General features: G+C 65.6%; 24 protein-coding genes. 13 read left to right on the top strand and 11 right to left on the bottom strand.

Annotated features, from left to right (window positions below; all coding sequences use genetic code 11):
* Positions 1-47 precede the first annotated feature (47 nt).
* Positions 48-996 (top strand): IS630 family transposase gene (locus HZF03_RS01730; protein WP_119017624.1). Its coding sequence is split into 2 segments (ribosomal slippage): positions 48-383 and positions 385-996, totalling 948 coding nucleotides; the frame shifts between segments, so codons are not numbered across the junction.
* A gap of 91 nt (positions 997-1087) precedes the next feature.
* On the opposite strand, the gene dapB is transcribed toward HZF03_RS01730, so the two are convergent.
* The 7 genes from dapB to dnaK form a co-directional block, all read right to left on the bottom strand.
* Entirely contained in the window at positions 1088-1903 is an 816-nt protein-coding gene (gene dapB / locus HZF03_RS01725) for a 4-hydroxy-tetrahydrodipicolinate reductase (RefSeq protein WP_119017625.1), read from the bottom strand.
* A gap of 96 nt (positions 1904-1999) precedes the next feature.
* The gene (locus HZF03_RS01720) at positions 2000-2308 is read right to left on the bottom strand and encodes a DUF1330 domain-containing protein (RefSeq protein WP_012494076.1); all 309 of its coding nucleotides are present in this window, start codon (positions 2306-2308) and stop codon (positions 2000-2002) included.
* 25 nt (positions 2309-2333) lie between these two features.
* Entirely contained in the window at positions 2334-3047 is a 714-nt protein-coding gene (gene pyrF / locus HZF03_RS01715; RefSeq protein WP_012494075.1) for an orotidine-5'-phosphate decarboxylase, read from the bottom strand.
* A gap of 7 nt (positions 3048-3054) precedes the next feature.
* Positions 3055-3636, bottom strand: a complete 582-nt coding sequence (locus HZF03_RS01710) for an NADPH-dependent FMN reductase (protein WP_119017626.1) — start codon at positions 3634-3636, stop codon at positions 3055-3057.
* A gap of 101 nt (positions 3637-3737) precedes the next feature.
* Positions 3738-4343 carry a class I SAM-dependent methyltransferase gene (locus tag HZF03_RS01705; protein WP_119017627.1) on the bottom strand — a complete coding sequence of 202 codons (606 nt, stop codon included), beginning with the start codon at positions 4341-4343 and terminating at the stop codon, positions 3738-3740.
* Positions 4344-4436: 93 nt separating this feature from the next.
* On the bottom strand, positions 4437-5576 hold the full coding sequence (dnaJ, locus tag HZF03_RS01700) for a molecular chaperone DnaJ (RefSeq protein WP_119017628.1): 1140 nt from the start codon (positions 5574-5576) through the stop codon (positions 4437-4439).
* A 214-nt stretch (positions 5577-5790) separates the two neighbouring features.
* Entirely contained in the window at positions 5791-7686 is a 1896-nt protein-coding gene (gene dnaK / locus HZF03_RS01695) for a molecular chaperone DnaK (protein WP_011155901.1), read from the bottom strand.
* 334 nt (positions 7687-8020) lie between these two features.
* On the opposite strand from dnaK, the gene HZF03_RS01690 reads away from it, so the two are divergent.
* A complete protein-coding gene (locus tag HZF03_RS01690) occupies positions 8021-8962 on the top strand; it encodes a hypothetical protein (protein WP_011155900.1) in 942 nt (313 codons plus the stop codon).
* Positions 8963-9060: 98 nt separating this feature from the next.
* Here the strand turns inward: HZF03_RS01690 and grpE are convergent, their stop codons facing one another.
* Positions 9061-9684: a nucleotide exchange factor GrpE gene (gene grpE / locus HZF03_RS01685; RefSeq protein ID WP_042440699.1), complete on the bottom strand. Its 624-nt coding sequence runs from the start codon at positions 9682-9684 to the stop codon at positions 9061-9063.
* A gap of 90 nt (positions 9685-9774) precedes the next feature.
* Entirely contained in the window at positions 9775-10863 is a 1089-nt protein-coding gene (gene hrcA / locus HZF03_RS01680) for a heat-inducible transcriptional repressor HrcA (RefSeq protein ID WP_011155898.1), read from the bottom strand.
* A 154-nt stretch (positions 10864-11017) separates the two neighbouring features.
* Here hrcA and rph point away from each other — a divergent pair, with 154 nt between their 5' ends.
* Genes rph through hemW form a run of 3 tightly spaced genes read left to right on the top strand, consistent with a single transcriptional unit; the run spans position 11018 to position 13562 of the window.
* Complete coding sequence (gene rph / locus HZF03_RS01675; protein WP_011155897.1) at positions 11018-11731, top strand: ribonuclease PH; 714 nt, start codon at positions 11018-11020, stop codon at positions 11729-11731.
* 51 nt (positions 11732-11782) lie between these two features.
* Complete coding sequence (gene rdgB / locus HZF03_RS01670) at positions 11783-12415, top strand: RdgB/HAM1 family non-canonical purine NTP pyrophosphatase (protein WP_011155896.1); 633 nt, start codon at positions 11783-11785, stop codon at positions 12413-12415.
* Positions 12405-13562 (top strand): radical SAM family heme chaperone HemW, encoded by a 1158-nt coding sequence (gene hemW, locus HZF03_RS01665; RefSeq protein WP_011155895.1) that lies wholly within the window; start codon positions 12405-12407, stop codon positions 13560-13562. Before rdgB ends, hemW begins: the two co-directional genes overlap by 11 nt.
* 4 nt (positions 13563-13566) lie before the next feature.
* On the opposite strand, the gene HZF03_RS01660 is transcribed toward hemW, so the two are convergent.
* Positions 13567-13896 (bottom strand): nuclear transport factor 2 family protein, encoded by a 330-nt coding sequence (locus HZF03_RS01660; protein WP_119017629.1) that lies wholly within the window; start codon positions 13894-13896, stop codon positions 13567-13569.
* A 69-nt stretch (positions 13897-13965) separates the two neighbouring features.
* Between HZF03_RS01660 and HZF03_RS01655 the strand changes: the two genes are divergently transcribed.
* Positions 13966-14328: a winged helix-turn-helix transcriptional regulator gene (locus tag HZF03_RS01655; RefSeq protein ID WP_119017630.1), complete on the top strand. Its 363-nt coding sequence runs from the start codon at positions 13966-13968 to the stop codon at positions 14326-14328.
* 14 nt (positions 14329-14342) lie between these two features.
* On the opposite strand, the gene HZF03_RS01650 is transcribed toward HZF03_RS01655, so the two are convergent.
* Positions 14343-15542 carry a penicillin-binding protein activator gene (locus tag HZF03_RS01650; RefSeq protein ID WP_104512610.1) on the bottom strand — a complete coding sequence of 400 codons (1200 nt, stop codon included), beginning with the start codon at positions 15540-15542 and terminating at the stop codon, positions 14343-14345.
* A gap of 218 nt (positions 15543-15760) precedes the next feature.
* Here HZF03_RS01650 and rsmI point away from each other — a divergent pair, with 218 nt between their 5' ends.
* The 7 genes from rsmI (at position 15761) to HZF03_RS01615 (ending at position 21679) form a co-directional block, all read left to right on the top strand.
* Positions 15761-16717 (top strand): 16S rRNA (cytidine(1402)-2'-O)-methyltransferase, encoded by a 957-nt coding sequence (rsmI, locus tag HZF03_RS01645; protein ID WP_119017631.1) that lies wholly within the window; start codon positions 15761-15763, stop codon positions 16715-16717.
* The gene (locus tag HZF03_RS01640) at positions 16704-17096 is read left to right on the top strand and encodes a YraN family protein (RefSeq protein ID WP_011155891.1); all 393 of its coding nucleotides are present in this window, start codon (positions 16704-16706) and stop codon (positions 17094-17096) included. Before rsmI ends, HZF03_RS01640 begins: the two co-directional genes overlap by 14 nt.
* 72 nt (positions 17097-17168) lie before the next feature.
* Complete coding sequence (gene gshB, locus HZF03_RS01635; RefSeq protein WP_119017632.1) at positions 17169-18110, top strand: glutathione synthase; 942 nt, start codon at positions 17169-17171, stop codon at positions 18108-18110.
* Positions 18111-18346: 236 nt separating this feature from the next.
* Positions 18347-19078: an HTH-type quorum sensing-dependent transcriptional regulator RpaR gene (rpaR, locus tag HZF03_RS01630; protein ID WP_011155889.1), complete on the top strand. Its 732-nt coding sequence runs from the start codon at positions 18347-18349 to the stop codon at positions 19076-19078.
* 85 nt (positions 19079-19163) lie between these two features.
* Positions 19164-19820, top strand: a complete 657-nt coding sequence (gene rpaI, locus HZF03_RS01625) for a 4-coumaroyl-homoserine lactone synthase (RefSeq protein WP_119017633.1) — start codon at positions 19164-19166, stop codon at positions 19818-19820.
* Entirely contained in the window at positions 19817-20041 is a 225-nt protein-coding gene (locus HZF03_RS01620) for a hypothetical protein (protein ID WP_011155887.1), read from the top strand. Before rpaI ends, HZF03_RS01620 begins: the two co-directional genes overlap by 4 nt.
* 99 nt (positions 20042-20140) lie before the next feature.
* The gene (locus HZF03_RS01615) at positions 20141-21679 is read left to right on the top strand and encodes a YifB family Mg chelatase-like AAA ATPase (protein ID WP_104512606.1); all 1539 of its coding nucleotides are present in this window, start codon (positions 20141-20143) and stop codon (positions 21677-21679) included.
* Positions 21680-21786: the final 107 nt, after the last annotated feature.

The raw sequence follows: 21786 nt of genomic DNA, 5'->3' as shown, positions 1-21786 counted from the left end.
CGGGGTTTTGTGATTCAAGATGCTGGCTGGATCGGAGGCCAGCATCGATGGTCCGACCTCTTTCCAATGATCTTCGTGAACGGGCCGTGGCGGCAGTTGAGGCCGGCGAGAGCTGTCATGCTGTAGCGGCCCGGTTTGCTGTCGCGGTGTCGTCCGTCGTGAAGTGGTGCCAGCGTTATCGCGAGACGGGATCGGTGGCGCCGGGCAAGATGGGTGGACACCGCAAGGCTATACTGGAGCCGCATCGCGCGTTCATCGTGGAGCGGATCAGGCAGATGCCACATCTGACGCTGCACGGGCTGAAGGACGAACTCGCCGCGCGAGGCGTGAAGGTGTCCCACAACGCGGTGTGGACCTTCATGAAGCGCGAGGGGCTCAGCTTCAAAAAAAACACTGTTCGCTCTTGAACAGGGCCGCGCTGATGTCGCGTGGCGGCGACAGCGCTGGCGCAGCTTTCAGGACCGCCTCGACCCTGACCGGCTGGTCTTTCTCGACGAGACCTGGATCAAGACCAACATGGCCCCACTCTGTGGCTGGGGACCGAAGGGCGAGCGGCTGCGCAGCTTTGCGCCACATGGCCATTGGCGTACGCTGACCTTCCTCGGCGCCCTGCGCTGCGACCGCCTCACCGCACCTTGCGTGTTCGACGGCCCGATCAACGGTGAGAGCTTCCGTGCCTATGTCGAACAGCAACTCGTCGCGGTGCTCAAACCCGGCGACATCGTCGTCATGGACAATCTGGGGAGCCACAAATCTCCGGCCGTTCGCCAGATGATTAGAGGAGCCGGCGCCAGGCTCTGGTACCTGCCGCCATACTCTCCCGACCTCAACCCGATCGAGCAGGTCTTCGCCAAGATCAAGCACTGGATGCGCATCGCTCAGAAGCGCGCGATCGACGCGGCTTGCGACTATATCGGCGACCTCGTCGGCAAGATTCCCGCCGCCGAATGCAGCAACTATTTCAGCAACGCTGGATACGCTTCCATCAAAACGTGAAACGCTCTAGGATTTACCGAGCGCTCAAGCGCTGTGAGGGCGGGCCGAACGGGCCCCCCTCAGGATGACGCTCAACTAATCGACGCAGGCGTCAGATGTCGCCGAGGCCGAGCACGTCGGCCATCGAATACAGGCCGGGCTTCTTGCCCTTGGCCCAGCGCGCCGCCGTCAGCGCGCCATGGGCGAAGATCATCCGATCCTCGGCCTTGTGGGTGAGTTCGATCCGCTCCGAGGCGCCGGCGAAGATCACGGTGTGATCGCCGGTGACGGTGCCGCCGCGCAGCGACGCAAAGCCGATGTCGCCGGGCTTGCGGGCGCCGGTGAAGCCGTCGCGACCGCGGGCAGAGTGAGTGGCAAGGTCGATCTTGCGGCCAGCCGCCACCGCTTCGCCGAGCAAGAGTGCCGTGCCGGACGGGGCGTCGACCTTGGCGCGGTGATGCATTTCGACAATTTCGATGTCGAAGCTGTCGTCGAGCGACTGCGCCACGCGCTTGGCGATCGCCGCCAATAAGTTGACGCCGAGGCTCATATTGCCGGACTTCACCACTACGGCACGATCGGTGACGCTCTGAATCACTGCGTTGTCCGAGGTCGACAGCCCGGTGGTGCCAATGATGTGGGCGATGCCGCGCTGCGCCGCGATCGCCACATTGGCGATGGTGGCCTGCGGCACGGTGAAATCGACGATGCCGTCGGCATTCGCCGACAGCGACCACAGATCGGCCGACAGCAGCACGCCGTTGGCCGAGAGGCCGGCGAGGGTGCCGGCGTCCTTGCCGAGCAGCTCGGAATTCGGCGACTCCAGGGCGCCGGTCAGCACCACGCCCTCGGTCTCGCTGATGGCACGGGTCAACGCCCGGCCCATGCGGCCGCCGGCTCCGGCAACGATCAGGCGCATCTCGGACATCGGCTCAGCATCCTTTGTTGAACGCCCGCGGTATAGCCGCCGGCCCCGTGTCCGACAACTTACCGAGCGGCGACCCGGTGGCGTTTGGCTCGCAGATCAGGACGGCTGCGGACCGTCGTAACCCTCGACGACCACCATTTCACCTTCGGAGAACGGCGCCCGCGCCTTGATCAGCGCCTGATACTCCGGCGAATGGTAGCAGGCTAGCGCAGTCTCGTAGTCCTTGAACTCGATCACCACGTTACGCGATCGCGCCTGTCCCTCTTTGGCCTCGTAAGTACCGCCGCGGGTCAGAAACTTGGCGCCGTATTTGGCGAACACCGCGCCGTTGTGGGCGACGTAGTCGCGCTTGTAGCCGTCGAGATCGTGCACGTCGATCCGCCCCACCCAATAGCCCTTCGGCATCTCAAAGCTCTCCCTTTGCTGTTCGTTATGATCCGCGTGCGGCAGCGATCTCGGCAACGATCGCATCCGCAGCGGCCTTGGGATCTGGCGCGTCCAGTACCGGCCGGCCGACCACCAGATAGCTGGCACCGGCCGCGATCGCCTTGGCGGGCGTCATGATCCGCTTCTGATCGCCGGCCGCAGCACCCGCGGGGCGAATGCCCGGCGTCACCAGATCCATTTCGGGGCCGACAATGCCGCGCAGATGCGCGGCTTCCTCCGGCGAACAGACCAGGCCGTCGACGCCGATCGCCTGCGCCTGCCGGGCGCGCGCTTCGACCAGGTCGCGCACGCCGAACCGATAGCCGGCGTCCGCCAGATCGCGGTCGTCATAAGAGGTCAGCACGGTGACAGCGAGGATCTTCACCTTGGAGGAGCCACGGGCCTCGACCGCGGCCTTCATGGTCTGCGGGTAGGCATGGACGGTGAGGAAGGATGCGCCGAGATGGCTCAGGCTTTCGACGCCGCGCGCGACGGTGTTGCCGATGTCGTGCAGCTTGAGATCGACGAACACCTTCTTGCCGGCGCCGACCAGAGCGCGGGCGAGCGGCAGGCCGCCCGCATAAGCGAGCTGATAGCCGATCTTGTAGAAACCGACGCTGTCGCCGAGCCGGTCGACCATCGCTTCGGCGACACGGAGATCAGGCAAATCGAGCGCGACGATCAGCCGGTCGCGGTCAGGGATATCGACTGGCGCCATGAACTCGTTACCTCATCATCTGCTGAGCGAAATCGATCAATTGCCGCACCATTGCCTGCAGCGCTGCGGCGTCGGCGGGGTGTTTGAGCCGGTCGTTGTCGTCATAGGCCTCGTGGGCGAACGACAGCGTGAGCTGATTGGGAATCACGGGCGCGCGGCAGCCGCTCAGGATCAGCCGCAGCGCGGCAAGGCATCGCGCACCGCCGAGCTTGCCTTCGGACGCTGCGGCGAGCGCGAAGACTCGGTCGCGAAACACTTGGCCCTGGGTCTCGTGCGGATCCTCGACCCGCGACACCCAGTCGATCGCGTTCTTCAGCAGCGGCGGCGGCGCCGAATTGTATTCGGGGCTGACGATCAGCACGCCATGATGCGCGCCGATCATTCGCTTCAGGCCGACGGCGTTTTTCGGAACGCCGGATTTGGCCTCGAAGTCCGCATCGTAGATCGGCAGCGCATAATCGGCGAGCGACAGCCAGGTGGTGTCGATATCGGCCCGGGCGAATTCATGCGCAGCGGTGGCCGCCAGCCGCACATTGTGCGAGCCGGTGCGCAGCGAGCCGGGAATGATCAGGATCTTGACCGCGGACATGGCCCGGTATCCCCCAGCGTGCCGCCGCGATCAAGGGCAGGCGGGAATGATCTCCGGCGAGCTTGGCAGGAAATTGGGATGTAGTCGGGAGCGGCGGCGTGTCAGCGCTTGCGGTAAACCCAGACCCGTGCGGGCGGGACGTTCATCCAGATCCGTTCGGAACCTTCGGTGGACACACCGGGCAGCGATTTCGGGATCGGCGGCGCCACCGAATAGGTGAATTGCACGAACGGCGCGCCGGGTTCGAGCAGCGTGAACGCATCGCGGATCAGTTTCATCCGCGTCAGCATCGGTTTGGTAACCAGCGGCAAGCCGGATACCACCGCGGTCGCAGGGATCTCAAGCGCATCCCACAGCGAGTCACGGAGCCGATAAGCATCGCCCTGCACGACCTTGGCGAGCGGAAAACGCTCGCGTAGCAGCGCGCAGAACCCGGGATCAAACTCGAGTAGAACCAGACGCTTCTGATCGACGCCGTGTTCAACCAGCGCGCTGGTAATCGCGCCGGTACCCGGTCCGAGTTCGATGACGGGACCATCTGATTGGATATCGACGTAGCGCGCCATGGTGCGGGCAAGCAGCTTGCCCGACGGCATTACCGCGCCCATGTGAAGCGGCTTTTCGATCCAAGAGCGCAGAAAGCGAACCTCGTCGACAAGCGGACGGGGTGGCTTCTTGAACGCGCGAACGGACGACTGCAAAGCCATTCAGCTACCAACCGGGGAAACGCGGCCCAGTGTCAAATTTTTGTTACATCAACAAGTATAGGCCACATCCAGGCCGGTCAAGTTAGACGACCGTCAGGGAGCGCTTGCGCGGGAGCCAAAGAATTCTTTGACCTTGGAGAAGAAACCCATGGCCTCGGGCTGAGTTTCACCCGACGACAACTTTTCGAACTCTGCCAGCAGCTCCTGCTGCTTCTTGGTCAGATTCTGTGGCGTTTCGACGACCACCTGAACGTACATGTCGCCGACCTGCCGCGAACGCAGCACTGGCATGCCCTTGCCGGCGATGCGGAATCGGCGGCCGGTCTGGGTACCCGACGGTACTTTGACCTTGGTCTTACCGCGATCGATGGTCGGCACTTCGAATTCGCCACCAAGCGCCGCGGTCACCATCGAGATCGGCACGCGGCAGTGCAGATCGGCGCCGTCGCGTTGGAAGATAGCGTGGTTGGCCAGCGACAAGAAAATGTAGAGGTCACCGGGTGGACCGCCGCGCAGGCCTGCTTCGCCTTCGCCAGCCAGCCGAATCCGGGTGCCGTCTTCGACGCCCTGCGGAATGTTGACCGACAGCGTCCGCTCCTTGGTGACGCGGCCGGAGCCAGTGCAGGACGGGCAGGGGTCTTCGATGGTCTGGCCGCGGCCCTGGCAGCTCGGGCAGGTGCGCTCCAGCGTGAAGAAGCCCTGGGCCTGGCGGACACGGCCGGCGCCGCCGCACGTCGAACAGGTCTTCGGCTTGGTGCCAGCCTTGGCGCCGGTTCCGGAGCAGGCTTCGCAGGTGACCGAGACCGGGATTTCGATCTGCGCGGTCTTGCCCTTGAAGGCGTCCTCCAGGGTGATTTCCATATTGTAGCGCAGGTCGGCGCCGCGCTCCCGACCGGTGCCGCGGCCGCGCTGCGCCGCCATGCCGAACAGGTCTTCGAAGATGTCGGAGAACGACGAGGCGAAGCCCGCGCCAAACCCGGCCCCGCCACCGAAGCCGCCCTGCTCGAACGCGGCGTGGCCGTAGCGGTCGTAGGCGGCGCGCTTATCGCCGTCTTTGAGGACTTCGTAGGCTTCGTTGATCTCTTTGAACTTGATCTCGCACTGCGGATCGCCCGGATTGCGGTCCGGGTGCCATTTCATCGCGAGCTTGCGGAACGCGCTTTTCAGCGTCGAATCGTCGGCGTTGCGCTCGACTTCGAGGGTTTCGTAGTAGCAACGCTTGGTAGTGGACATCCGTCAAACCTGCTGGAATTCGACCCGTTGGGCTCCGGGTGCTTGCAGCTTTCGTGCCGGTGAAGCCGTTCCGAAGGAGCGTCCGCCGCGGCCGGCGCCCTCGTCCCGGAGCGGGATCGGTACGCCTTACAAGACAACCCCCACCTGATGACCGCGGATGGCGTTCGTCAGATGGGGGCATGGTCCTCGTCGCGAAGTCTCCGTCGGAGGTGACTTACGCCGACTTCTTCTTGTCGTCGTCGACTTCAGTGAACTCGGCGTCGACCACGTCGTCCTTACCGGCCTGCTGCGCACCGCCGGCGGCTTCGGCCTGCTTGTACATCGCTTCGCCGAGCTTCATCGAAGCCTGCGCCAGCGTGTTGCTCTTGGCCTTGATCGCCTCGGCGTCGTCGCCCTTCAGCGCTTCGCGCAGATCGCTCAGCGCGTCTTCGATGCTGCGGCGCTCGCTTTCGTCGACCTTCGAACCGTGCTCGGCCAGCGCCTTCTCGGTGGAATGCACCAGCGCGTCGGCGTGGTTCTTGGCGTCGACCGCCTCGCGGCGCTTCTTGTCTTCGGCCGCGTTGGCTTCGGCGTCCTTGACCATCTTGTCGATCTCGGAGTCGGACAGACCACCAGAAGCCTGGATGCGGATCTGCTGCTCTTTGCCGGTCGCCTTGTCCTTGGCCGAGACGTTGACGATGCCGTTGGCGTCGATGTCGAAGGTCACTTCGATCTGCGGCATGCCGCGCGGTGCCGGCGGAATGCCCATCAGGTCGAACTGGCCGAGCATCTTGTTGTCGGCCGCCATTTCGCGTTCGCCCTGGAAGACCCGGATGGTGACCGCGTTCTGATTGTCTTCGGCGGTCGAGAACACCTGGCTCTTCTTGGTCGGGATCGTGGTGTTGCGATCGATGATGCGGGTGAACACGCCACCCAGCGTCTCGATGCCCAGCGACAGCGGGGTCACGTCGAGCAGCAGCACGTCCTTGACGTCGCCCTGCAGCACGCCGGCCTGGATCGCCGCGCCGATCGCCACGACTTCGTCCGGGTTGACGCCCTTGTGCGGCTCCTTGCCGAACAGCTGCTTCACCACTTCCTGGACCTTCGGCATGCGGGTCATGCCGCCGACCAGCACCACTTCACTGATCTCACCGGCGGTGAGGCCGGCATCCTTCAGGGCCTTGCGGCACGGCTCGATGGTCTTCTGTACCAGGTCGTCGACCAGCGCTTCGAACTTGGCGCGGGTCAGCTTCATGGTCAGATGCTTCGGACCGGACTGGTCCGCGGTGATGAACGGCAGGTTGATCTCGGTCTGCGTCGTCGACGACAGCTCGATCTTGGCCTTTTCGGCGGCTTCCTTCAGGCGCTGCAGCGCAAGCTTGTCCTTGCGCAGGTCGATGCCCTGCTCCTTCTGGAATTCGTCGGCGAGGTAGTTGACCAGACGCATGTCGAAGTCTTCACCGCCGAGGAAGGTGTCGCCGTTGGTCGACTTCACCTCGAACACACCGTCGCCGATCTCCAGGATCGAGACGTCGAAGGTGCCGCCGCCGAGGTCGTACACCGCGATGGTGCCGGTCTTGGCCTTATCGAGACCGTAGGCCAGCGCGGCCGCGGTCGGCTCGTTGATGATGCGCAGGACTTCGAGACCGGCGATCTTGCCGGCGTCCTTGGTGGCCTGGCGCTGGGCGTCGTTGAAGTACGCCGGAACGGTGATGACGGCCTGATCGACCTTCTGGCCGAGATGCGCTTCCGCGGTCTCCTTCATCTTCTGCAGAATGAAGGCCGAGACCTGCGAGGGCGAATAGGTTTTGCCATCGGCTTCGACCCAGGCGTCGCCGTTGGAAGCCTTGACGATCTTGTAGGGGACGAGACCCTTGTCCTTCTCGACCATCGGGTCGTCGTAGCGGCGGCCGATCAGGCGCTTGACTGCGAAGAAGGTGCGCTCGGGATTGGTGACAGCCTGACGCTTCGCCGGCTGGCCGACCAGACGCTCGCCGTCGTCGGTGATCGCGACGATCGACGGGGTCGTGCGCATACCCTCGGCGTTCTCGATGACTTTGGCAGACTTACCATCCATTACGGCGACGCACGAATTCGTGGTGCCGAGGTCGATACCAATGACCTTTCCCATGGTGTTCACATCCTTCTTTTTGCGGCGAGTTGGACGGGCCCTGACGGCGCACCGGTCCAAACCCCCTAAGAAAATTCACTTGCTCGCGATTTGGCGGCGGTGAGCCTGATATAGGAGGGGGGGTCGGGTCCGCAAGGACCGTGGCGGCGTTTCGATCACGAAAACATGGGCTTTACGAATCGTTACGAACCGCCTGCGCAGCGCGCTGCGGCGCGGCTTGCCGGGCCGGCGCACGCAGCGCATCATCGCGGTCGCCGGCCGTCCGATTTGCAGCACCAAACCCGGTCGAACCCGACCAAACAACGGCCTCAATGCAGCCCCAGGACAACTCGCCATGAGACAGATAGCGCGCTTGTTTGCGATTGCCCTGCTGTCGGCCACCGCGACCAACGCGGTCGCCGCCGACGCGGTTTACCCACGCGGCATTCGGGTCGGCATCGTGCCGATGCCGGGGCTGAACCAGTCCACCGCCTTCCTGGGCTTTGAGTCCGGCGACCAGGGCGTCAAAGTGCTGGTGTCCGAGCTGCCGGGGCCCGCGTTCGATCAGATCGACGCGGCGTTCAAGGCAGCTCCCGAAGGTTCGCTCGGCAACGTCAAGCCGGAGAAGATCGAGACCGCTGCCGGCAACGGCTATTTCACCGCCGAAGACGCTGTGGTGGGTCCCGACAAGGTCCGCCGCTACTCGCTGATCGTGCCCGGCAGCAAGCTGTTTTCCGGCTACGTCGCCGTGCAGGTGCCAGCAACCGAGGCAAAGACCTACTCGGACGAAGCAATCAAGAAGATGCTGTCGTCGGTGTCGGTGCGGCAGCAGGTGCCGGTCGACGAGCAGGTCGCACAGATGCCGTTCAAGATCCGCGAGCTCGGCGACTTCAAGACGGTGCGGACGCTGGCGCCCGGCGCCGCGCTATTGCTGACCGACGGCAACGAAGAGGCGGTCGAGACCGGCCCGTTCATGGTGCTGGGGCTGATCGGCTCGGTGCCGGAGAAGACCGACGATCGCGCCCGCTTCGCCCAGCAGGCGGCCGAGGCGATCCCGGGTGTGCGAGAGAGCAAGATCACGATGTCGGAGCCGATGCGGATCGACGGCGCGCCGGGATTCGAGACCCGGGTCACGGGTGTCAGCGGCAAGAACAATACGCCGGTGACGGTGGTGCAGTGGCTGCGCTTCGGCAGCGCCAATGTGGCGATGCGGGTGATCGGCTCATCACCGAAAGACCAATGGGAAACGGCGTTTCCGCGCTTCCGCAAAGTCCGCGACGGTCTGCAGCCACGCTGATCAAACACAAACGACGCGCGAGCGGCGCGTCGTTTTTCTCAACTTGCTGAGGCTGATCAGCGACGCGGCTCCGGCTCGCGCCGAAGCCGCAGCTCGCGTCAGTTGAGGTTGCCGGTCTCGCCGCCGCCATCGCTCGGCGCAGCCTTGGCGCCGCCCTTGGCGACACCGACCAGCGCCGGACGCAGCACGCGGTCGCCGATCGTGAAGCCGGCCTGAACCACCTGCACGACGGTGCCTGCCGGCACCGACGGATCCGGCACTTCGTACATCGCCTGCTGGAAGTTCGGATCGAACTTCTGGCCCTTCGGATCGAACTTCTTGACGCCGTTCTTTTCGAGCGCGTTGAGCAGCGAGCGCTCGGTCAGCTCGACGCCCTCGATCAACGCCTTCAGGCCCGGCTCGGCATTGGCGCGGGCGTCAGCCGGCACCGCATCGAGCGCGCGCTGCAGATTGTCGGCGATATCGAGCACGTCGCGCGCGAACGAGGTCACCCCATAGGTGCGCGCGTCGGCGACTTCCTTCTGGGTCCGCTTCCGCAGGTTCTCCATTTCGGCGAGCGTACGCAGCATCTTGTCGCGCGCGTCCGCAGCCTCGCGCACCAGTGCCTCGTTCGATCCTTCTTCCGGGTCGTCCGGCATGATGTACGGCTTGGAAACGACCGGATCGGCGGCGGCCTGCGCCGTGTCCTGGTTGTTGTCCTTCTGTCCATCAGTCTCGGTCATCACGCTACCTTCTTGAAAAATCGTCTGGATCGTTACGGGAGAGCTGGCCGGGATATCGTGGTTTGCGGCGCGAAAATCAAGTTTCGGAAATCAGCCGCCGAGCATCCGGCTGACGATCCGCGCGGTGTAATCGACCATCGGGATCACCCGCGCATAGTTCAGCCGGGTCGGCCCGATCACGCCGAGCACGCCGACGATGTGGCCGGCGCCGTCGCTGTAGGGCGCGATAATGGTCGACGAGCCCGACAGCGAGAACAGCTTGTTTTCCGAACCGATGAAGATCCGCACGCCGTCGGCGCTCTCGGCGCGGCCGAGCAGATCGATCACCCCGCGCTTGGTCTCGAGATCGTCGAACAGCAACCGCACTCGCTCCAGGTCGTCGAGCGCATGCAGGTCTTCGAGCAGATTGGCGTGGCCGCGCACGATCAACTGGCGGTCCTCGCCGTCGCCGCCGGACCAGCTGGCGATTCCCGCCGCGATCACCTTCTGGGTCAGCTGATCGAGTTCCGCCTTGTTCTGAACCATCAGCGATTCGAGCTCGAGCCGGGCTTCAGCCAGCGTCCGGCCGCGAATCCGGGCGTTGAGATAATTGGCCGCTTCGATCAGAGCCGAGGACGGCACACCCGGCGGCAGCGTCAGCACGCGGTTCTCGACCTGGCCGTCTTCGGCCACCAGGATCACCAGCGCACGCTCCGGCTCCAGCCGGACGAATTCGATGTGCTTGAGCCGGACATTGGCCTTCGCGGTCAGCACCACCGCGGCGGCGCGTGTCAGCCCCGACAGCCGCGTCAGCGCCTCGCCGAGCGCGGCTTCGACCGTATGGGCACGTCCTACTGACGAAAGCTGCGCCTGGATCGACTGCCGCTCCGGCTCGGTCAGGTCGCCGATCTGCATCAGCGCGTCGACGAAGAACCGCAGGCCGAGTTCGGTCGGCAGCCGCCCGGCCGAGGTGTGCGGGGCATAGATCAGGCCGAGCTGTTCGAGGTCGGCCATCACGTTGCGCACCGAGGCCGGCGACAGCGGGACGGAAATCAAACGAGAAATGTTGCGGGAGCCCACCGGCTCACCGGTCGCAAGGTAGCTTTCGACGATCTGACGAAAAATCTCCCGCGAACGCTCGTTGAGCTGGGCAAGGCCGGCATTGGGCGCGATCAGGCCGATCGGGTCGTGCTGAGCCAAATTCTCCTCCGTGATCCGTCTAATCTGTCGTCGCTTGGGCTCAGTTACAAGCGGGGAGCGTAGGGTTGACGGCCGCAACCCTTGCCGCTGCGGCTGCGGCCCCCTAAAAGCACCGCAACGTTGATTTTCCCCCCGCAATAGATGGAGGTCCCCCATGCGGCCGAGCCGCCGTGCGCCCGACGAATTGCGCGCCGTGTCGCTGGAACGCGGCGTGGTCAAATATGCCGAGGGCTCCTGCCTGGTGAAGTTCGGCGACACCCACGTGCTGGTGACCGCCACCCTGGAAGAACGGCTGCCGCCGTGGCTGAAGGGCCAGGGCCGCGGCTGGGTGACGGCCGAATACGGCATGCTGCCGCGCGCCACCCTTGAGCGCACCCGCCGCGAAGCCTCCGCCGGCAAGCAGAACGGCCGCACCGTCGAGATTCAGCGCCTCATCGGCCGCTCGCTGCGCACCATCGTCGATCTCGAGGCGCTCGGCGAGCGCCAGATCACGGTGGACTGCGACGTGCTGCAGGCCGACGGCGGCACCCGGACCGCCTCGATTACCGGCGCCTGGGTCGCGCTTGCGGACTGCCTGAACTGGATGAAGGCCCGCAACATGATCAAGGGCCAGGTGCTTCGCGACAACGTCGCGGCGATCTCCTGCGGGATCTACAACGGTACGCCGGTGCTCGATCTCGACTACGCCGAGGATTCCGAGGCCGAGACCGACGCCAACTTCGTGATGACCGGCGACGGCCGTCTGGTCGAAGTGCAGGGCACCGCGGAACGCACTCCGTTCTCGCAGGACGAGTTCCTCCAGCTGATGGCGCTGGCGCAGAAGGGCGTCGCCCGGCTGGTGGACCTGCAGAAAATGGCGGTTGGGTGAGTCATTCCTGCCACTTCTTTGCAACGCGAGCTGAGCTAGGCTGACATCGCCATGCATCGTCGAATCACCGGCAAGCTCGTGATCGCCACCCACAATCCCGGCAAGCTGGCCGAGATGCGCGAGCTGCTGGCTCCTTACGGCATCGAGGCGATCTCCGCCGGCGAGCTCGGCCTTGCCGAACCGGACGAGACCGGCGACAGCTTCCAAGCGAATGCCCGGATCAAGGCCGAGGCCGCCGCCAAGGCCGCGCAACTACCTGCGTTTGCTGATGATTCCGGCCTTGCGGTCGACGCACTCGACGGCGCTCCCGGGATCTATTCGGCCCGCTGGGCCGGGGATGCGAAGGATTTTGCTGGCGCGATGGCGCGGATCGAGCGACTGCTGCAGGAGCGCGGCGCGACCGCGCCGGAGCGACGCACCGCGCATTTCGTCTCGGCACTGTGCGTCGCCTGGCCGGACGGGCACATCGAAGAAGTCGAAGCCCGCGCCGACGGCACCTTGGTGTGGCCGCCGCGCGGCACCGCCGGCTTCGGTTATGACCCGGTGTTCCTGCCCGAGGGCCACAGCCGCACCTTCGGCGAGATGACCAGCATCGAGAAGCACGGCCTGCCGCCGCTCGGCCTCGGCCTGTCGCATCGCGCCAAGGCGTTCGTCAAACTGGCGGAGATCTGCCTTGCAGGCTAGCTCCGACCCAGCTTTCGGCGTCTACGTGCACTGGCCGTTCTGCCTGTCGAAGTGCCCGTATTGCGACTTCAACAGCCATGTCCGCCACGCCGCGATCGACGAGGAGCGCTTCGCCCGCGCCTTCGCGCGTGAGATCGCCACCACCGCAGAGCGAATCGGGCCGCGCCAAGTGAGCTCGATCTTTCTTGGCGGCGGCACCCCATCTCTGATGCAGCCTTCGACCGTGGCGGCGATCCTCGATGCCATCGCCCGGCATTGGCAGGTCGAACCCGGGGCCGAAGTGACGCTCGAGGCCAACCCAACCAGCGTCGAGGCCACGCGGTTTCGCGGCTATCGGGCTGCGGGCGTCAACCGCGTGTCACTCGGCGTGCAGGCGCTGGACGACGCCTCGCTGAAGGCGCTTGGGCGACTGCACTCGGCCGAAGAAGCCTTGAACGCGGTGGCGATCGCCAAGTCGGCGTTCGACCGCTACTCGTTCGACCTGATTTATGCGCGGCCCGGACAGACCGCGGCGATGTGGGAAGCCGAGCTGCGCTACGCGATCGGCGAGGCCGCAGAGCATCTGTCGCTGTATCAGCTCACCATCGAGCCCGACACGCCGTTCTATTCCTTGCACAAGGCCGGCAAGCTGCCGACGCCGGACGAGGCCGAGGCACGGGCGCTGTACGATGTCACGCAATCGGTCTGCGCCGAACTCGGACTCCCGGCCTATGAGATTTCCAACCACGCCCGCCCGGGCGCGGAATGCCGGCACAATCTGATCTATTGGCGCGGCCACGAATATGCCGGGATCGGCCCCGGCGCGCACGGCCGCCTCGACATCGGCAATGCGCGCTACGCCACCGCCACCGAGAAGCGCCCCGAGAGCTGGCTAATGCGGGTGGAAGCCACCGGTCACGGCCTGATCGCCGACGAACACCTCACCAGCGAGGAGCGCGCCGACGAATTCCTGCTGATGGGGCTGCGGCTTGCCGAAGGCATTGATCCGCAGCGCTATCAGTTGCTGTCCGGCCGCCCGCTCGATCCGTCGCGAATCGCGCTGCTGCGCGAAGAGGGCGCGATCGCGGTCGATGCCGACGGCCGCTTGCGCGTGACGCAAGAGGGCTTCCCGGTGCTCGACGCCGTGGTGGCCGATCTGGCGGCATAGCCGACTATGCGCCGATCTCGAGCGATGTGATGCCGTCCTCGCCGAGACCGAACCGATAAGTCAATCGCACGGGACTGCCCGGAAAGTCGCCCGCGACGCGGGCTGTGACGATCGCGGTCTGTGCGGCCCGTTCGATCGTCAACGGCTCCATCTGCATCTGATACTTGTCGAGTGCCGCGCGCTTCCATGCCGCGATCGCTGCGCGCCCACGATGGATCTTGCCCTCGTCACGGACCTCGGCGTCGGCGGCGAAGGCCGCTGCAACATCCTGCACCGCCCGTGCATTGGAGGCGACGAAATAGGCTTCTATTGGTGCGGGAAGGAAAACCGTCATGGGACCTCGCTCAACTCTCGAAAGCGCCGCAGGATTGCGACGTGACAGAGCTGGCAATAGGCTGCAGCCATGACAAGAACGCACGAAAAGGTCGGTGACTTACCTCGAAGTAACCCAGCCCACACGCCGCTGACCGCCGCGCAGGGAATCGCGGCCGGCTTCCGGCTGCTCGAGGGGCGCTGGAAAATCCTGATCCTGTTTCATCTGTTCGGCGGCCGCGTCCTGCGGTTCTCCGAACTGGAGCGCTCGATCCCCGACGTGTCGCAGAAGATGCTGGCTCAGCAACTGCGACAACTGGAGGCCGACGGCATCGTGGCGCGAACGGTGCATCCGGAAGTGCCGCCGAGAGTGGAATATCACCTCACCGATTGGGGGCAGTCGCTTTGCCCCGCGCTCGACGCCCTGCTGGGCTGGGTGGAGCAGAAGCCCTGAGGCGCATGTGATTGTCAGGCGCCGAAGCTCTTCGGCGGGCCCGCGACGGCCTGCGCGCCACCGCTGGCGACCTTCATCACCGCAAGGCCGCGTTCGTTGGTGCCATCGGCCCTGAACCGGAACAGCCCGTCGATGCCGGCAAAACCGGACGGATTGGTCAGCGTTTCGGCCGAGAACCGCTGCGGGCCCTGGGTGCGGGCCAGCGCTGCCACCAGCGCGACACCGTCATAAGCGAGCGTCGCGGTGCGGACCGGGTCCTGCCCATAGCGGGCGCGGTACCGGCCCGCGAATGCGCGGAAGCCGGACGGGTCAGGCGCCGCAAACAACCCGCCCTGCAGGGCCTGGGTGGCGAACACCCGCGGATTGTCCCACAGGCCGGTGCCGAGCAGCTGCACCCGCTTCAGATCCGCGCCGGCGGCACCGAGCGCGTCCGCCACCGCGGCCAGCGCATCACCATCATCGGCGAGCAACAACGCATCGGCACTCGCAAGAGAGGCCGCAATGGTCCGCGCCGGACCGGCACGGTCGGCGCCGTATTTTTCGAATGCGACGATACGGCCACCCTTCTGGCTGGTGATCTGCTTGAACGCGGCTTCGACCACCGCACCGTAGGCATTCTCGGGGAGCAGCGCCGCGTAGGATCGCTTTCCGATGCTGCCGGCATAGCCGATGATGCGGTTGACGTCGGACTCCGGCAGGAAACTCAGCAGAAACACGCCGCGGCCGGCGACGCTGGAGTCGGTCGAGAACGCGATCACCGACACGCCGCGGGCGCGGGCCGCCTGTGCCGCAGCCGGCACCGATTGAGCGAACAGCGGCCCGAGAATGATCTCGGCGCCTTCGTCCAGCGCCTGCTGGGTCGCGGTCTGCGCCCCCGTCGGATTGCCGGCGTCGTCCTTGATCAGGAGCTGAACGTCCGGATTGCGGAATTCAGCCAGCGCCATTTCGGCGGCGTTCTTCATCGACTGCGCGGCGAGCCCGGCGTTGCCCGGCGCCGAGAGCGGCAGCACCAGCCCGACCTTGACCCGGCCATTGCCGACCGCAGCCGGCTGCTGCGCCGGACCGGCAGCGGGCTGTTGCTGGCCGAACTGATCGCTCAGGCTTTGCTGGACGCCCGAGCAGGCGCTCAGCAGTGGCGCTCCGAGGAGCAGCCCCAGCGCGGTACGGCGGGTGGTTCGCAACGGTTTCGTGTGTGGATCGTGCAAGCTTGCCATGCCATCTCTTGCAGCGGTCCGGCGGGCTGCCGGATCCCGTGTCGTCCTCCGTACGGTCGGCCTTTCGGCCTTTGACGGAAGATTTCATCACAATGTCGGCCAATGAATAACCGGGCCAAAAGGTTTATGCTCATTACGAGCGCCGGACAAATCACCGTGCCGTCGTTTTCAACCTTTCCTCTGCCATCCTGCCGTCCAGGCCGATCAAGTTAGTGACGATGCGCGTCAAACCAGAAATTTCAGCACCGCCGCCCGCAGCGGCGGAACCGAACGCACGAACGTTTCTGGTCGCCGGCCAACGTCTGGTCGCCCCACGCATCGCACCGGGACTGCATCTCGTCGCCACCCCGATCGGTCATCTCGGCGACATCACGCTACGTGCGCTGGAAACGCTCGCCGGTGCCGACCTGATCGCTTGCGAAGATACACGAATTACGCACCGCTTGCTCGAACGATATGGCATCTCGGCACGGCTGAAGCCGTACCACGAGCACAATGCCGCTCAGGCGCGGCCGAAGCTTCTGGAGATGCTGGCGCAGGGTCAGTCCGTCGCGCTTGTCTCCGATGCCGGTACGCCGCTGATCTCCGATCCCGGCTATAAGTTGGTGCGCGAGGTGTACGCTGCCGGACATCAAGTGATCGGACTTCCGGGCGCGTCAGCCGTGTTGGTTGCACTGTCGCTCGCCGGGTTGCCGACCGACCGTTTCTTCTTCGACGGCTTCCTGCCTTCGAAACAGGGAGCCCGCCGCACGCGGCTCGGTGAGCTGGCGGCGATCGACGCGACGCTGGTGCTGTTCGAAGCGGGCAGCCGGATTCAGAACTCGGTACATGATCTTGCCGACCTGCTCGGTGGGACGCGCGAGGCCGCTATCTGCCGCGAACTGACCAAGCTGCATCAGGAGGTGCGACGCGCTACGCTCGGCGAGCTTGCCGCGAAGGCCGACACGATGGAGACGCGCGGGGAATTCGTCGTGGTGATCGCGCCGCCCGATCCCGCCTCACGGGTGATGAGCGACGACGACCTCGACCGCTGGCTGAGCGAAGCCCTGACCCGCCACAGCGTCAAGGACGCGGTCGCACAGGCGGTCGAACTCTCCGGCCGGCACAAGCGCGATATCTACGCGCGCGCGTTGGAGCTGTCGCGGCAGCGCGAGGCCGACGATGGCGAAGACTGATCGGTCGCAACCCTCCGTGCTGGCGCGCATCGCCGCGTTCCGCACCGGCCTGTCGGCCGAAGCCAGCGCCGCCGATTATCTCGAACGACAAGGTTACCGGATCCTGGCGCGGCGCTTCAAAACCCGCTGCGGCGAGATCGATCTGGTGGCGCAGCGCGACGCGCTGGTGGCGTTCGTCGAGGTGAAGGCACGCGGCAATGTCGACGATGCCGCCTACGCGGTGACGCCGCGGCAGCAGAGCCGCATCGTTGCGGCCGCCGAAGCCTGGCTGAGCCGACATCCAGAGCACGCGATGAGCGAGCTGCGTTTCGACGCCATCCTGATTGCTCCCAACACAGCGCCCCGGCATCTGCCCGGCGCGTTCGACGCCACGCCATGAGCGCGGCTGCTTGACCAAGCCGCCGCCACCCCGCATCGTCACCGCCGCTCTGCCAACTCCGGAACACACGACATGACATTGAAGGTCGCCGTCCAGATGGACCCCATCGCGCGGATCAACATCCGCGGCGATTCGACGTTCGCGCTGCTGCTCGAAGCGCAAGCTCGCGGCCACGCGATCTCGTACTTCACGCCCGACAAGCTGTCGCTGCGCGGCAATGACGTCGTGGCCTCGGTGCAGAGCCTGAAAGTGCGCGACCAGGAAGGCGATCACTTCACGCTGGGCGAACCGGCCCGCGTCGATATGCGTAGTTACGACGTGGTGCTGCTGCGGCAGGATCCGCCGTTCGATCTCGCCTACATCACCTCGACGCATCTGCTCGAGCGGATTCATCCGTCGACGCTGGTGGTCAACAATCCGGCCAGCGTGCGCAATGCGCCGGAGAAATTGTTCGTGATGGATTTCGCCGAGCTGATGCCACCGACGCTGATCAGCCGCGACAAGGACGAGATCAACGCGTTCCGGGCCGAGCACGGCGCCGTGGTGATGAAACCGCTGCACGGCCATGGCGGCGCCGCGGTGTTTCGGGTGCTGCCGCAGGACATCAATTTCGGCTCGCTGTACGACATGTTCGCGGTCACGTTCCGCGAGCCCTGGGTGATCCAGCGCTTCCTTCCCGAGGTGAAGCACGGCGACAAACGCATCATCCTGGTCGACGGCGAATTTGCCGGCGCGGTCAATCGCGTCCCGGCCGAAGACGATCTGCGCTCCAACATGGTCCGCGGCGGCGCCGCAGCCGCGACCGAATTGTCGCCGCGCGAACGCGAGATCTGCGCGACGCTCGGTCCAAAGCTGCGTGAACGCGGGCTGTTGTTCGTCGGTATCGACGTGATCGACGGCTATCTCACCGAGATCAACGTGACCTCACCGACCGGCATCCGGGCCGTGGCGCGGCTCGGCGGCCCCGACATCGCAGCCAAGATCTGGGACGTGATCGAGGCGAAACGGGCGTGACGAAGCCGGCGGCGATCACCATTTGGGACACCTCGCCGCGAACGCTCCCCCTTGCCAGCCGACAAAGGTGGCCGCACAAGTATCTGACGCGTCCACTATGCGGACAGCCGCAACGCTGCCGAGACATCGGGCGCGTGGTGGAAGCGCCGGTGGTAAGCTATTGATGGGTCGATCGGGCGGCGGCTGGCACAGAGAGCCCCGCGGTCCCCGATAGTCGGATCGGAGGTTGCGGCGGTATGATCGTCGGCGAAGATCAGCTTTGGGGACGGCGTGCGCTGGAATTCGTCGATTCCGTCGAACGGCTCGAGGCGCCGGCGCTGATCAGCCGGTTCGAATCGCTGATCGCGAGCTGCGGATTTACCGCCTACATCATGGCCGGCCTGCCGTCGCGCAATGCCGGACTACCGGAGCTGACGCTGGCCAATGGCTGGCCGCGCGACTGGTTCGATCTGTATGTCAGCGAAAACTTCAGTGCGGTCGATCCGGTGCCGCGCCACGGCGCTACCACGGTTCATCCTTTCGTATGGTCCGATGCTCCCTACGACCGCGACCGTGATCCGGCCGCCCACCGGGTCATGACCCGGGCGGCCGAATTTGGACTGGTCGAAGGCTACTGCATTCCGCTGCACTACGACGACGGTAGCGCCGCGATCAGCATGGCCGGCAAGGATCCGGACCTCAGCCCGGCCGCGCGCGGCGCGATGCAGCTCGTCAGCATCTACGCGCATAGTCGCCTGCGGGCGCTCAGCCGGCCAAAGCCGATCCGGCGCAACCGGCTCACGCCGCGCGAGTGCGAGATCCTGCAATGGGCAGCGCAGGGCAAGACCGCCTGGGAGATCTCGGTGATCCTCTGCATCACCGAGCGCACCGTGAAATTCCATCTGATCGAAGCCGCCCGTAAGCTCGACGCCGCCAACCGCACCGCGGCGGTTGCCAAGGCATTGACGCTCGGATTGATCCGTTTGTGACCTGTCCGATCGGACAGTAGTTAGGTTCCCGTTCGCACCTGCACTGTTCCCGCCTGCAGACCCACTGCAGGAGGGGAATTTCATCATGCAGGTTCATGTCATCCGTCGAGAGAACCGCGCGCTCTATGCCGGTCTGCTCGAAAAGTACTTCCGCATCCGTCACCAGATCTACGTCGTCGAGCGCGGCTGGAAGGAGCTCGATCGGCCGGATGGCCGCGAGATCGATCAGTTCGACACCGAAGACGCCGTGTATCTGCTCGGCGTCGACAATGACGACATCGTCGCCGGCATGCGGATGGTGCCGACCACGTCACCGACGCTCCTCAGCGACGTCTTCCCGCAGCTTGCGCTGGCCGGCCCGGTGCGGCGGCCGGATGCCTACGAGCTGTCGCGGATCTTCGTGGTACCGCGCAAGCGCGGCGAGCATGGCGGCCCGCGCGCCGAAGCGGTGATCCAGGCGGCCGCGATGGAGTACGGCCTGTCGATCGGTCTGTCGGCCTTCACCATCGTGCTGGAGACCTGGTGGCTGCCGCGGCTGGTGGACCAGGGCTGGAAGGCTAAGCCGCTCGGCCTGCCTCAGGACATCAACGGCTTCTCGACCACCGCAGTGATCGTCGACGTCGACGACGACGCCTGGGTCGGCATCTGCAATCGCCGCTCGGTACCCGGACCCAAGCTGGAATGGCGCGGGCTCGAAGCCATCCGCCGTCATTCGCTTCCGGAATTCCAGGTGATTTCATGAATGCCTCGTCCAAGCCCCGCGGCGCTCGGCCGATCACGCTGAACCCGCCGTTGAAACAGCACGCGGTCTGCATCGACGCGCTGGCCTCGACCATCAACCGCGCCATCGAGCAGGCCGAAGAGCTCGGCATCTCGTCGGCAGTCCAACTGCTGATGATGGCGCGGCTGGAGGTCGACCTGACGGAAATCGCGCTGGAGAGCCGCACCAAAAACAGTGCCTGACCCGGCACCGGCGGGCGAATGCCCGCCGGTTTGTTCACTTAATGTTCTTGCGCAGGGACTGCGCCGCGGTTAGCCTCGTTGCTCTGCGGAGAGGGCGTTATGGTCCAGCACGTATCCACCGTGGCGTTCGAAGGCATCGAGGCGCGCAGCGTCGATGTCCAGGTCCAGGTGTCGCCCGGACTCCCGGCCTTCGCGATGGTCGGGTTGGCCGACAAGGCTGTGTCGGAAGCGCGCGAACGGGTTCGATCGGCGCTGATCGCATCGGGCCTGGCGCTGCCGGCACGGCGGATCACTGTCAATCTCGCTCCCGCCGATCTGCCCAAGGAAGGCAGCCATTACGACCTGCCGATCGCGCTCGGCCTGATGGCGGCGATCGGTGCCATCCCAGCCGACGCGCTCGAAGGCTTCACGGTCCTCGGCGAGCTCGGGCTCGACGGCTCGATCGCGCCGGTGGCCGGCGTCTTGCCAGCCGCGATCGCCGCCAATGCGCGCGAGCACGGCCTGATCTGCCCGGCGGCCTGCGGCTCCGAAGCAGCCTGGGCGAGCCCCGACATCCAGATCATTGCGGCCAGCTCGCTGATCCAGATCGCCAATCACTTCAAAGGCTCGCAATTGCTTGGGCGGCCGCAGCCGCGGGTCCGGGAAGCCGAAGCCTCAATGCTCGACCTGCGCGACATCAAGGGCCAAGAGAGCGCCAAGCGCGCGCTCGAAATCGCCGCCGCCGGCGGGCATCACCTCTTGATGATCGGAGCGCCGGGTGCCGGCAAGTCGATGCTGGCGGCGCGGCTGCCCTCGATCCTGCCGCCATTGTCACCGGCCGAGCTGTTGGAAGTGTCGATGATCGCCTCGGTCGCCGGCGAAATCCGCGATGGCGCGCTGACGGCGCGCCGGCCGTTCCGCGCGCCGCACCACTCCGCCAGCATGGCGGCGCTGACCGGCGGCGGCATCAAGGCGCGGCCCGGGGAGATTTCGCTGGCGCATCAGGGCGTGCTGTTTCTCGACGAGCTGCCGGAGTTCGATCCGCGCGTACTGGATTCGCTGCGCGCACCGCTGGAAACCGGCGAAGTCGCCGTGTCGCGCGCCAATCACCGCGTCACCTATCCGGCGCGGGTGATGCTGGTGGCGGCGATGAATCCATGCCGCTGCGGCCACGCATTCGAACCGGGATTTGCCTGCAAGCGCGGCCGGGTCGATCGCTGCACGTCGGACTATCAATCCCGCATCTCCGGTCCTCTGATGGACCGCATCGATCTGCGCATCGAAGTGCCGGCGGTCAGCGCCGCCGACCTGATCCTGCCGCCGCCAGCCGAAGGCTCGGCCGAAGTCGCAGCGCGCGTCGCTGCGGCGCGCGACGTACAGTGGACACGCTACGCGTCGATCGGGCTGCCGCAGATCCGTACCAACGCGGAAGCGCCGGCGGCGGTGCTGGAGACCACGGCGCAGCCGGATTCGGCCGGGCTGAAACTGCTGCACGACGCCGCCGAGACCATGCGGCTGTCGGCGCGCGGTTATCATCGCGTGCTGCGGGTTGCCCGCACGCTGGCCGACCTCGACGGCTGCGACCGCATCGGCCGCGTCCATCTGGCCGAAGCATTGTCGTATCGCGCGCTGGCCGACGATCAGCGCCGCGCGGCTTGAGCCGCTGTTAACGCGCCCTCAACCCTATTCGCAGCGCTGAGGCCTTCCCGCCAAGGTTTCAACCTGTCTGCAGCACCCCAAACGCCATGTTCTGCGTTGCCGATAGC

The sequence above is a fragment of the Rhodopseudomonas palustris genome (genome assembly GCF_013415845.1).
Classification (GTDB): domain Bacteria; phylum Pseudomonadota; class Alphaproteobacteria; order Rhizobiales; family Xanthobacteraceae; genus Rhodopseudomonas; species Rhodopseudomonas palustris_F.
Note: the sequence above shows the minus strand (reverse complement) of the source record. Positions and strands in the feature narration are given on the sequence as shown.